At 55.8% G+C, this 11751-nt stretch carries 14 protein-coding genes; 10 read left to right on the top strand and 4 right to left on the bottom strand.

Annotation, left to right across the window (positions count from 1 at the left end):
• Nucleotides 1–90 precede the first annotated feature (90 nt).
• From CEJ45_RS24235 to CEJ45_RS24225, 3 genes are read right to left on the bottom strand one after another with little or no spacing between them, the layout of a single operon-like run.
• Nucleotides 91–678, bottom strand: coding sequence for a hypothetical protein (locus tag CEJ45_RS24235; protein WP_088757534.1), 588 nt, complete (start codon nt 676–678; stop codon nt 91–93).
• Complete coding sequence (locus CEJ45_RS25035; RefSeq protein WP_206601766.1) at nt 675–1298, bottom strand: hypothetical protein; 624 nt, start codon at nt 1296–1298, stop codon at nt 675–677. The genes CEJ45_RS24235 and CEJ45_RS25035 overlap by 4 nt, the downstream gene beginning before the upstream one ends.
• Entirely contained in the window at nt 1295–1654 is a 360-nt protein-coding gene (locus CEJ45_RS24225) for a hypothetical protein (protein ID WP_088757533.1), read from the bottom strand. The genes CEJ45_RS25035 and CEJ45_RS24225 overlap by 4 nt, the downstream gene beginning before the upstream one ends.
• Before the next feature lie 436 nt (nt 1655–2090).
• Here CEJ45_RS24225 and CEJ45_RS24220 point away from each other — a divergent pair, with 436 nt between their 5' ends.
• Both CEJ45_RS24220 and CEJ45_RS24215 read left to right on the top strand, forming a co-directional pair.
• On the top strand, nt 2091–2651 hold the full coding sequence (locus tag CEJ45_RS24220) for a hypothetical protein (protein ID WP_141107062.1): 561 nt from the start codon (nt 2091–2093) through the stop codon (nt 2649–2651).
• A 761-nt stretch (nt 2652–3412) separates the two neighbouring features.
• Nucleotides 3413–3847, top strand: coding sequence for a hypothetical protein (locus CEJ45_RS24215; RefSeq protein ID WP_088757531.1), 435 nt, complete (start codon nt 3413–3415; stop codon nt 3845–3847).
• Nucleotides 3848–4051: 204 nt separating this feature from the next.
• On the opposite strand, the gene CEJ45_RS24710 is transcribed toward CEJ45_RS24215, so the two are convergent.
• Complete coding sequence (locus CEJ45_RS24710) at nt 4052–4738, bottom strand: PEP-CTERM sorting domain-containing protein (protein ID WP_141107061.1); 687 nt, start codon at nt 4736–4738, stop codon at nt 4052–4054.
• Nucleotides 4739–4929: 191 nt separating this feature from the next.
• On the opposite strand from CEJ45_RS24710, the gene CEJ45_RS24205 reads away from it, so the two are divergent.
• From CEJ45_RS24205 to CEJ45_RS24170, 8 genes are all read left to right on the top strand, one after another.
• Nucleotides 4930–5130 (top strand): hypothetical protein, encoded by a 201-nt coding sequence (locus tag CEJ45_RS24205; protein WP_088757530.1) that lies wholly within the window; start codon nt 4930–4932, stop codon nt 5128–5130.
• Nucleotides 5127–7067, top strand: coding sequence for a hypothetical protein (locus CEJ45_RS24200; protein ID WP_141107060.1), 1941 nt, complete (start codon nt 5127–5129; stop codon nt 7065–7067). Before CEJ45_RS24205 ends, CEJ45_RS24200 begins: the two co-directional genes overlap by 4 nt.
• A gap of 20 nt (nt 7068–7087) precedes the next feature.
• Nucleotides 7088–7408, top strand: coding sequence for an HNH endonuclease (locus CEJ45_RS25405; protein WP_088757528.1), 321 nt, complete (start codon nt 7088–7090; stop codon nt 7406–7408).
• Nucleotides 7409–7514: 106 nt separating this feature from the next.
• Entirely contained in the window at nt 7515–7967 is a 453-nt protein-coding gene (locus CEJ45_RS24190; RefSeq protein ID WP_088757527.1) for a terminase small subunit, read from the top strand.
• Nucleotides 7964–9703, top strand: coding sequence for a terminase large subunit (locus tag CEJ45_RS24185; protein WP_088757526.1), 1740 nt, complete (start codon nt 7964–7966; stop codon nt 9701–9703). The genes CEJ45_RS24190 and CEJ45_RS24185 overlap by 4 nt, the downstream gene beginning before the upstream one ends.
• A gap of 7 nt (nt 9704–9710) precedes the next feature.
• Entirely contained in the window at nt 9711–9971 is a 261-nt protein-coding gene (locus CEJ45_RS24180; RefSeq protein ID WP_088757525.1) for a hypothetical protein, read from the top strand.
• A 432-nt stretch (nt 9972–10403) separates the two neighbouring features.
• Nucleotides 10404–10952: a tail fiber assembly protein gene (locus CEJ45_RS25335; RefSeq protein ID WP_277622444.1), complete on the top strand. Its 549-nt coding sequence runs from the start codon at nt 10404–10406 to the stop codon at nt 10950–10952.
• A gap of 79 nt (nt 10953–11031) precedes the next feature.
• On the top strand, nt 11032–11460 hold the full coding sequence (locus CEJ45_RS24170) for a hypothetical protein (protein ID WP_141107059.1): 429 nt from the start codon (nt 11032–11034) through the stop codon (nt 11458–11460).
• Nucleotides 11461–11751 lie beyond the last annotated feature (291 nt).

Here is an 11751-nt window from a genome sequence, read left to right as displayed (position 1 = left end):
TAGCTATTTCGCTTCTTCTTTGCTTCACTCATTCTCGTCATCCCTTCCAGGACGACAGCTTAAATCAGTGTCTCAAATTCGGGGTCCACTTTAGGCTGTCAGGGTGGAAATCAATTGGCGCATCGCTTCAGCAAGCGGCGACTTTTCGAAGCCGACAACGGCCGCCTTCAGTCCGCTGGGCGCATGAATTTGCCAGGAACCGTGCGCCTTGGGCTCGAATAACCAGCCTTCAGGCACCAGCCCTGCAGGTATCGCGAGCTGGGAGGCGTAGGCGCGGGCATCACTCAAGCGCACCAGCGGTTCGTAATGGTTCATTGCAAACTTTTGCTCGGGCTCGACCAGTTCGACCAACTTTCCAGCGCTGCGGAGTCGATCCTTCGGCCATTCAGTGAGCCACGCCACTACCGGCAGCGCCTGCCCTTGCGGCTCCAGTGCGCGCTCTGCTAGGGCGAGCAGGGAGAGGACGGTTTGCGGATTGGCGGCTGCGATATAACGTGCAACATCGTCTTCGTCATATCCTGTTGGCGTGTGGCCCAAGTTTGCATATGTTTTGCAAACTGCATCTCCGTCGTCGCCCCAGACGTGGACGTTGAAATCATGTTCGGCGCTCCACTTTGCACCGTCAAGAGCCTCTGCCAGCCGCTTCAATTCCTCAATCCGGTCTCGTGTCATGGTCATTGTTGGCTCCCAAAAAGTGATTCTTGAATTGGCGCATGCTGGCGATCCCAGAACGTCAGCGACTGGTGCGCTTCGATCCGCTCACGCATCAGCGCAGCTCGTGCTTCTTTCGTTGGTGGGGTGTAGGTCCCACGCCAGGCGGAGTCGATACCTACATTGCGCCCGATATTCGTGCTGTCAGCCGATGCGAAAGGGAAACGGCTGAAAACTTCAGGGTCGAGCATTCGGAGCCCATGCAGTTTGCAAATTGGTCGGCCTTGACGGTCAATGCCTTTGTCGTTCGCGTATTCGCGAGCCTCATTCGGATCTTGGAAATAGCGGTCCGTCCCGTCGAGGTAGAGCAGGGCGGCGCCGTCCCACTGCTCGCGGGGCATGGCTTTGTATTTCTCGATACGACGCAGCTCAAGACAGGAATCGCAGTAAAGGCGATCGATCTTGATTTCGACTGCCTCACACTGTTTGCACTGGCGATGAGTGGCGCCGCAGAATCGCGCCATGTGTTCGTCGTCGCCCCAGAACCGACCATCGCGCGAAACCCAGCCGGTTACTGTCTGCAGGCTGGCGGCTTCTGGCGAGCTGTACGGAATGTGCAGTTCCGCGCCTTTGATCGGAGCATTCATTTGCCACCTCGCGCGGCGATGAGTTTGTCGGCAGCGCGCAGCAACTGCTCGCGGGACGGAGGATGACCGGTCTCCAGCATGTCCTGCAAGACGTTCTGTGCCTGCTTACCGGTGAAGATGGTGATGATCGCCTCCAAGCGCTCGCCAGCATTCTCAGCGGCGGTCTGCAGCTGCGGCGCCGAGTTCGCGAGGGCGGGTTTGCTCAGCACGTCGATGACGCGCTGAAAGCCGGCTTCCATCTGGGCGGGCAGATTCAGCAGCGCCGACAGATCGACCGGCTTTGCCGTCGGCTTCTTCGACTGAGCAGCGCGGCGCGGAGTCGGCTGCGGGATCGCTGCTTGCTTGGCGGTGGCCATAATCACAAGCCTTCCACTTCGCGGAGAAGAGCCTGATACTTTTCGGCATCCTTGGTCCAATCTGCCGCGTAGTCAGCTACACCACAACGGGCGGCCTCGCTCGCATGCGTCCTGCATTCATGGACGTATTGCACCAGTGCGAGACGCATCAGGCTGAATTGCGCGCGGGAGATGGAGATGGAGACTGTTGAGTGGTGCGTAGATGCATTGGACTTTCCCTATCGAAACGCAATTGGGATTGAAATGAGAAATCGCGGATGTGGCATCAAGGTTTGGCGGGGCCGAAGTGCTGGTAGTTACGAGGATGCACTTCAGGCAGTCCTGCCGTTGATGGTGAAGAAATCGCTAGTCGAGTCGTAATCGCGACGCTCACCATTGTGTAGAATGTGCTTATCCGCCCAGCAAGTTGCTGAAAAATTATTAAGTGAGAATGAAGATGTCTGATTCCTTTGAAGAGTTTGTACGAAAGCAAACTGAGCAAAAGAAAGAAATGCAGAACGCCAATACTCAGTTCTCTAAAGAGCGTGAGTTAGAAACCTGGGCTCAGCACCTTGCAGAACTCTATGAAATTGTGGAGAGGGCGCTTCGTACCTACATTGAGGCCGGATCCATTAGCACTGCATATCGCACAAAGCGAATTATGGAGGAATTTTCAGGGCCTTATGACGCAAAGGAAATGGTGATCACAATTGGTCTGGTCAACGTAGTTTTGGAACCGATTGGAACGATGTTGATTGGAACTAAGGGCCGAGTGGATATCAAGGGCCCTCGTGGAAGGGCATCTCTCGTGCTAATCCGGAAAGGCGTACATACTGCACGAGACCTTATTTCAATTTCTATTAGCGTGGATGGGACGCCGCCGCCCTCACCGAAGCCTAAATTTTCCGAAAACGACCCATGGATTTGGAAAATTTCAGGGAATCCTCCAGAGATGAGATTTGATGATCTCACGGACGAGCGTTTTCTAGCGTTGCTTTTGAAGGTCGCCAATGGCTAGGGTAGTTACGTATGCTGCTGACATTAGGTCTTTAGAGGAAATTGCCGATCATCACAACGATGTGGTACAGGCTTTAAATGACTATTATGCAGCGCATCCGTTACCAAGATTCACTGCCTATCACCCGGAAGAAGTCTGGGCCGAACTGAATTTTCGGCTCGAAGAGCAAGAGAAGCAAAGCTCACTTATGGTACTTGCCTATTTGGAGGCACGATGGCGAAAAGACTATGACCTGAGATGCAGAAATAAGGATAAGGACCCCCTGTCGCGGCACCTTCGAGAATTGAAGCGGACTCAAGGCAACAGGGTCTCATTTGAAGACTATCTCCTACCAGCCTGGGTATCCTTCGCAGTCATGCCCAAGAATCTATCTTCGGAAGTACGAGCTGCATTCAAATTTCGACATTGGTTGGCCCATGGGCGCTATTGGGAGCCAGATCTCGGGCGTCGTTTTGATTACAGCTACATTCATCAACTTGCGTTTTTGTGCCAACCGCACTTTAAATACGATTAGCTAATTACTTGCTTTCGCGCTTAAAATTGGCTAACATCTTCTTGTGGTGGATTAGCACGTCCATACATAATGATACCTGAGAGTACTTTTGAAGTACGGTCACTTTGCAGATAGCCAGGGACTAGCGCGAATCTCCTCAAGTATCAAGCATCTTCCTAAACCCGCTTCGGCGGGTTTTTGTTTTGCTGTAAGAATTTATTGATTTTTGCCGTGTGGTAATATTTATTCTCAACTGAGGAGAATATCCATGGCATATGGCGATCAAATGGAAGTGTCCGCTACTGGGGCTGCTGGCGGCAAGGTCGTGATGTATGAAGATGCACTACATAACGTCAGGACTTATAACGGCCAAGCTGAGTCCGGCAAAGGTTGGGCAATTCTCAAGGCGACGCCTGAGAAGGTTTTGGCTTGGCTCAAAGACGCGGAGTTCGCAAACGGCAGCTACGGCGATCCCCCACGCGGATTTAATCCGTACCCCGACAAGTTGGCGCGTTTGGATTCGCTCAGGGAAGGCCAAGGAAGAGCGCTAGACATGGGTGTGGTGTATGAAAAGGTGCCAGGCTTGTACGAATTTATGAATGGTCGTCATCGCTCCTATTGGCTGGCAACGAACGGTGCAGAATTCGTTCCTTTCGTTGTGCCCGCGCACCAGGTGGAGCACTTCACGCAGCTGCTGGTGTGAAGCCCGATAAGACACTTCAAAAAGCCTCGATCATCCGAACGAGGCTTTTTCTTTTTGCGCGTCTGTAGCTCAATGGCAGAGCCGCTGCCTTCCAAACAGATGAAGAGGAGTTCGATTCTCCCCTGACGCTCCAGGCTTCAAATCTTTTTCGGGGTGCTAGATGTTGCCCGCAGCTACAAGAGCATGCGGGCATTCTTCATGTTTTTACGCAAAGGCCTGTCGCGAGGAAGCTTCTGGCGTTGCAAATCGCTTACGACGCCAGGCGGCCACTCCTACCAGACCGAGTCCTCCCAGAAACATTGCTGATGCAGGTGCTTCAGGGACCGCAGACGTTGGGTTGAACTCTGAGAGTCCAAGCGTGAACCCGAAACTGTAGGACTTGGATGGGTCAGGGTTGGTGAGGCTAAAAGAGATTGCGTTGATTCCTGATGACAAGTTTATCGTCGTATATGGCGAGCTGTAGCTAGGTATTGGGTCATTGAAAGTCAAAATCCGAATCGGGTTGGAAAGGTCAGGAAGAGTTGGTAAGTCTGCATGATAGAGCTTTACCACTAAGCTGCTGGAGGAAGGTTTGTCTGGCAGCCACCTTAGGGCGAAGCTATTTACCGTTGCGAGTGCTGAGAAAACCGTTGTCTGATCTTGCTGCTGTTGCCAATTAAAGTGCTGCACCACTGATCCATAGGTAGGGCCATAAAGACCTGACTCATAGAGAACAAGGTTATCAGAGTCAAGTTGAGTGGCCCAAACTAAAACTGGACCGGCATACGATGGAGCTGACAATGCAACCGCTCCGGTAAAAAGTGTAGCGCGAAGGAACTTGGATACCTTGTTTTTCAGTAACATCTTTACCCCTTTCAATTCTAGTTTTATTCGTTGGTAGAAGCTGCTCAAAACCCCTTTTTTGACGCACTGCGCAAACAGATTTGTACACAGAAGTGAGTTAGTCAAGAGCTAATAAATTTTTATTAATTTTCTTGTCTTGTGGAAATTGGCGTGTGTATGCGCGCCGAGGTTTTTAGGTCCTCCCGCCTCTCTCGAGGGTTTGCCCGCCATGTGCGGGCTTTTTTATTTCCGGTGCTCATATGCTCGCTGATGTCGGTTTGAATAGCCCGCTGGGTTTGTCGGATACCTGGACGGAGTGGTGCGATGTCGAGATCACCAAAGACAGCAGTGATCGAGTGGTGAGCATCATTGCGTCTCGTCCCGATGGCGCGGTGTTCACCAAGACCATCGCCTACAACGGAAGCAAGACCAACATCTCGAAGTGGACGAGGACAGCATGAGCGTTACTTCTGCGATGATTGAAGCCGGAATTCTCGGACTTGGACGTGGCCCCATCGGCTTTACTTCTAGTGGAAATACGGTCGGAAGCGTAGTTACAGTGACCAAGAGTTTTGGTTGGGACTATTCTGCTATTCAGTGGACTCGTACCCCGACTGCTGGTGGTGCTACGACTGATATTGCTGGTGCTACAGGAGCATCCTATGCCCTGACTAGCGCGGATATTGGCTATACAGTCACTCCCCGCGTTACTGGCCTGGTATTTCGTCTTCCGTATGGCGTTAGCGTGCCCGTTCCTTCTGGTGCACCCACAGTTGTTGCGTCCCCCACCATCAACTCAGCGCCGAAGGTATTCGAGGTCTTGGATGCTACTGCCGGCAGCTTTAGCGGCGCCTCGTCGGTGACGACGAACGTCTATGCGAATGGCGTGCTGGTGGGTACGCTGCCGTATGTTGTGATGCCCTCCGACCTGAACAAGTCGTTAACGCTGGATTCGGTTGGCACCAATGCCAGCGGTTCCACGCACAGTCTCACAGGTAGCAGTACGAACTGCTTGCCGGTCTTGTCGGCATCGAAGCGGACGGTTTTGCCTTACATGGCTCTTACCGCAGGAGCAAACAATGTCCGGAGTTCGCGCCTGGCGGATCGATCAAACAAGACCGTCACTGATCCGTGGGTGGAGTGGTGGAACGGTTATGTGGACGCTGCCACAAGCAATGCTCCCCAAGAGAAGGGTGTTGGTAACGTTGTCCCAATCCGCGCCGCGCTGCTCTTGAATACTTCGGGTTCCGGGCAGAATCAATCGTCGGCAGTTCTGGTGCAGCTCAAGTGGACAAGAGCCGCCGCATGCCAGGCGGGCTATATTTTCAAGTTGGATGGTACTCAGCCGACGACAGCGGAATTTTCTGCAGCTGGCGGCGCGATTTCTGGTGACGGTTACACGCTGACAGTTCCGGATGGCTGGCGTGTTCGCTCAGATCGCGCCTATGGCTTCACCATCCTCAAAGATGCCTGGTACATGGTCAGCTGGGAAATCGCGCCGGCTGTTGGTGCGAAATATCCGAGCCAGCCAGTATCATCCGGTCGTACTGACCTGGGCGATATGATGAAGGATCAAGCGGGGGCTGGTACTGCAGTCTTCCTGAAAGACTGGACAACGTTGAGCGGTGTGACAGCCGGCCAGGTTGTGTGCGGCCCGTGTAACGTTTATGGAAGTGGTGCATACGGCGAGAAGTCCCTGATCAATCACGGCGACAGCATCGGCCGTGAAAATTCAGACCGCATAACGCCGAACGGCGCGCTGTACGGTGATGCAGATGGCTGCACAGCCTTTGTAAATCGTGCACTGAACACTGGGAAATATAGCTGGACGCGGGCAGCAGTCAGCGGTACGAACGCCACAGTGCCGGCTCTCTATGGTGGTTTTTCGCAGCGTCTTCTGCAAGGTCAATTTGCTGATGCTGCGATCACGAATATGGGCAACAACAACCGTAGCCTCCCATGGTCAGGCCCCGTCGGGACAGGTTTGCTTGCGACACAGCGTGATCATTGGGCGAAAATCCGTGCCGCGGCCCGCTCTAGCTCACTACCGCTGATCGCAGTGACGTTCGCGCCACAGGCGAGCTCAACTGACTCATGGGAGACAACGGCAAATCAGACATCGCTCATGGGTCCAGGTACGCCGGGCTACGATTCGTACAATCCGTATCTGCGTGCCGGTGTGTTCACTGCGGCCGACCCGACGGCTGCATACGATATGTACAACGCGATCTACGCGGGTGCCGGCGCAGCTGGCTTTACCGATGTGATAGACGGGAAGATCCCTTGTAATGGTACTGCTCAGGCAGGCTATTTCGACTCGACTCATCCGCAGGCAGCAATCCACACATACGTCGCCGCCGATCTTGCTAGCAAACTTCCGACTTTGTTGGGTTTTTGATATAGGGAGGCGTGGCTATCATGCGTTTGAGAACCCTGAAACCGCGCTTGCATGAAGCCCAGACTAGCCGCGTCCAGATGCATAAGCCTACGGCTAGCACGACGCTGCGCATCCGAGGGCGTCAGTGGATGAAGATGAAGACCGATGCTTTGGTCGCATCGGACCATTGGTGTGTGGCATGCCTAGCAGAAGGCAGACAGACCATAGCAGTAGAGGTCGATCACAAGACGCCATTGTGGCGTGGCGGCTCCAACGATCAGGACAACTTGCAAGGGCTTTGCAAGGATCACCATGACGAGAAGACGGCGCGTGAGGCTGCGGAACGGGCCAGGGGAGGTTGATCCGGCGGCGAAGCCTGCCGGGGGTATCGAAAGTTGATGAGGTAAAACCTCGGAAACCGCTTGCCTTCCCACGCGCAGAAAAAATCCCCTTTTAGGAGTTTTGTTAATGGCATTAACAGCTAAAAAGAAGCTGTTTGCCGATGCGGTGATGCGCGGGAAGTCCAACAGGGACGCGGCTATCGAGGCCGGTTACAGTGCCGCGACTGCCTCGGCAGCAGGCTCGCGACTTGTTAAAGACCCCGCCGTCGCTGAATATCTGAAAAAGTGCCGCGAGGCAACGAAAGCGCCGGGCGGCGAGGTCGCGAGCAGTCCCTTCGATATCGGTCGCGCGCTGCAATACAGTGACCCACGTGCATTCTTGTTGGCAACAATGAACGATCCGAAGACGGAAGATAAACTTCGCGTCGATGCGGCCAAGGCACTGATGCCGTTCATGCACAAAAAGCTGGGCGAGGGCGGCAAGAAGGATGCTCGGGACGAGGAGGCCAAGAAGGTCGCCAGTCGTTTCCCGACCGCCGCGCCTCCGCGCCTGGCTGCATCCGGCGGTAAGAAGCTATGAAGTGGTCAACAGCGGTCCCAGACTGGGAGGAGCGAATCGTCCAAGGGCGGTCGATTATCCCGCCGCCGATTTTTCGTGACCAAGCCGAGCATGCGCTGTCGATTTTCAAGCAGCTGCGCGTGGTGGACATTCCTGGCAAGCCCACCTTCGGCGAATGCAGTGAGCAATGGGTGTTCGACTACGTCTCCGCCATCTTTGGTGCCTATGACTCCGACACAGGTCAGCAGCTCATTCGTGAATTCTATTTGCTGATCAGCAAGAAGAACACGAAGTCAACCATCGCAGCGGGGATCATGCTGACGGCGGTCTTGTTGTGCTGGCGGGAGGAGGAAGAACATCTGATTCTGGCGCCGACCAAGGAAGTCGCCGACAACAGTTTCAAGCCGGCAGCGGGCATGATCCGCGCCGATGATGAGCTCTCGGCCATGTTTCATATTCAGGATCACATCCGGACCATTACCCATCGGGTGTCCCGAGCATCGCTGAAAGTGGTGGCCGCCGATACGGATACCGTGTCGGGGAAGAAGTCCGGGCGCATTCTGGTGGACGAGCACTGGCTCTTTGGCAAGCGAGCCAATGCCGAGGCCATGTTCATGGAGGCGCTGGGCGGCCAGGTCTCTCGCGACGAAGGGTGGGTGATTTTCCTGACCACGCAAAGTGATGAGCCGCCGGCAGGCGTCTACCTGGAGAAGTTGAATTACTTCCGCAACGTGCGGGATGGGGTCATCCATGATCCTAAATCGTTGGGCGTGCTGTATGAATTCCCGCCCGCGATGATCAGGAGCAAGGCCTATCTCGATCCGGCCAATTTCTACATCACGAACCCGAATATCGGGCGCTCAGTAAATGCCGAGTGGCTGCTTGACCAGTTGAACAAGGTCAAGGGCAAGCTGGACGGGGCGCTGCAGAAATTCCTGGCGAAGCACCTGAATGTAGAGATTGGATTGTCCCTGCGGTCGGATCGGTGGGCCGGCGCCGACCAGTGGGAGGCCCAAGCCATGCGCCCAGGCTTGGCGCTGAAAGACCTGGTGGAAGAGTGCGAGGTGATCGATGTCGGCGTTGACGGCGGCGGTAACGATGACTGGCTCGGGCTCGCCGTCGCAGGGCGTCACAAGGAAACCCGTGAATGGTTGCTTTGGACGCATGCATGGGTGAACCCGCCGGCTCTTGAATTGCGTAAATCCGAGGTCCCTGCCTGGCGCGACTATGCGGCCCAGGGCGAGCTGACGATATGTGATTCGGTCGGCCCCGACGTGATCGAGATGGCAGAAATGGTTGCATCCATCGAGCAGGCCGGTCTCCTGGATAAGGTCGGCGTCGATCCTGGCGGTATGGGCGGCATTCTGGATGCGCTGATCGAGGCCGGTGTACCGCAAGACAAGATCGTGGGTATTTCTCAGGGCTGGAAACTTGGCGGCGCCATCAAGACCACCGAGCGCAAGCTGGCGGAGGGCGTGCTGGTGCATGGCGGCCAGAAGATGATGAATTACTGCGTCAGCAATGCCAAGGTAGAGCCCAAAGGAAACGCCATTCTGATCACCAAGCAGGCCTCTGGTACCGCGAAGATCGACCCACTGATGTGGCCATGGCAAAGGCAGGTCATTCCCGTTCCGTGCGCAAGGACGTGTTCAAGAATCTGTTTTCCGGCACGCCTGGCGCTGCCGAACCACCGGCCACGCCCAGCGCTGGCACCAATGAAATCGCAGCGCTGCTGCAATCCACTATCCAAACTCTGAAAGGTCAATGATGCAACAATCGAACATCATCACCCGTCGTCGCGGCATCATGGGCGTGCGCGCTGATACCGGCTCCCTGCCGCCCGAGCTGCGCCAGTCCGTGGAGGCCATGAACAAGGCTTTCTCGGACTTCAAGGCCGAGCACACCAAGCAGCTGGACGACATCCGCAAGGGCCTGCCGTCCGCTGACCAGACCGCCAAGGTCGAAAAGATCGGCGCCTTTATGGACGAGCTGCAGAAGCAAATTGCAGACGCCCATACCCGCTGATCGAGGTTCCGGATATGCCCAACGTGGCCGCCAATGCGGTGCCGATCATGTTCGGTGACTTCAAGCAGGGTTAGGCGCCTATATCGTTCTTCCCGATGCTCGGGCTGAGTATATGCGTGGGTGGGATGATGGGCGAGGGATAGACAGTTCGCGGTCTTTGTGGAGTTGGCAGGCTGGTGCGCTCCTGTTGCACAGTCACACTGCATCTGCGCAGGTCGACGGAAATCACACTCACCAGGCCAATACAGGTCGCTTAGCTGGTTCCGGCTTTGGTATTGGAAGCCAAAACCAGCCGCGTGAAATTGACCAGTACACAGAGACGACCGCTGCTGGAACGCACACCCACGCCATCACGGTGAATGCCACCGGTGGTGCGGAGAACTTGACTCGAAACCTCGCTGCGCTTATTTGCATCAAATACTAAGGATGACCATGAACGCACCCGAATTTTGGAACTTCCACCCGATCACTCGCGCGCTGATCCGAACCGCCGAGCCCTGCTTTGCAGACCCGGATCCACTCGTCGAGGGCAATTGGCTGTTCCCAGGAAATGCGACCGACGCGAAGCCTGGCCCTGATGTCGAGGGCAAGTACCAGGTGATTGACCTGGACGCCCAGGAATGGAGCTATGTCGATCTGCCTACGGGCAGCGTTGAGTCGGTACCGGCGGTCGGTGATTCCTCACCGGCTGAACTTGCGGCCGCCGCCGAATTTAAGCGAGACATGCTGCTGCAGGTGGCTGGCCTGCGAATTGCCCCTCTGCAGGACGCCGTCGATCTTGGCGTGGCCACCGATTCGGAGCAGGCACTGCTGGTGCGTTGGAAGCAGTATCGCGTCACCTTGGGCCGCGTCACTGCTCAGGACGGCTATCCCAAGACCGTGGTCTGGCCAGATGCGCCCGATCCGGTGCCGACCGTAGAGTCGGCGCCCACGGCGCCACAGAGTTCGGCAGCAGATGAGCCGACAGGGGCCACCGAATAGGTGGCCCTAATTGTTTCTACGGTCAGTAGAAAAGCATAGACCGGTAAATTTGGGGTTTTAACCTTTCTCAGGGGAATCAATGCCAGAACCAACAACCAGCGCGGCGACGGGGTACGCCGTTGCTGTGGGCACGGTCACGCTGACCGGATCGTTTCTCGGGCTGCAGTATGACCTGCTGCTGGCCGGGATTTTCGGGGGCTGTGTGGCCCTGTCATTCACCCGGCAGACGCCGCTGCTGCGCATGGCCATCACGCTGATCACCAGTGCCTTGGTGGCGGCCTATGGCGGCCCGGTGCGCCTCGGTGCAGCCTGGTGCGACGGTGGCACTCCCGGACCCGCCCAAGCCAGTGGCGCCGCCGGCGGCGATGGAGCCGGTACCGCCGGCCGGCTACTTCCTCCAGAGCTGGACAGCGCTGTTCGCACGCTAATCGGCCAGGCCGAAGAGGCCGCCGCCACCGCCCGCGCGGCGCAGGCATTCATCAGGGAAAACGGCATGGCGCCGCCCTGAAGCTGCTATAGTGCGGCCGCCGGCATTTTATTCTTGGCCGGCATTTCCCCTCCAGTGCAAACTGGACTTAACCCCGAGCTACCGACATGGAGGCTCGGGGCTTTTTTATTTATCGCCCCTACCTTATAACGTGAAAATATCGGCTTTAACTTGTAGGTGAGCCACATAGTCGTCGGAAGGTTATGCTGTATGCATGTACAGGTGCGACCTGAAAGTCGCTGTTTCAACTGTTTCACGCCAGAACACCGGTGATGGAACCTGCTGTTCTGCCAGCAGTAGCCTACTTAGACG

The organism is Herbaspirillum aquaticum (genome assembly GCF_002213425.1).
Lineage (GTDB): Bacteria > Pseudomonadota > Gammaproteobacteria > Burkholderiales > Burkholderiaceae_D > Herbaspirillum > Herbaspirillum aquaticum.
Note: the sequence above shows the minus strand (reverse complement) of the source record. Positions and strands in the feature narration are given on the sequence as shown.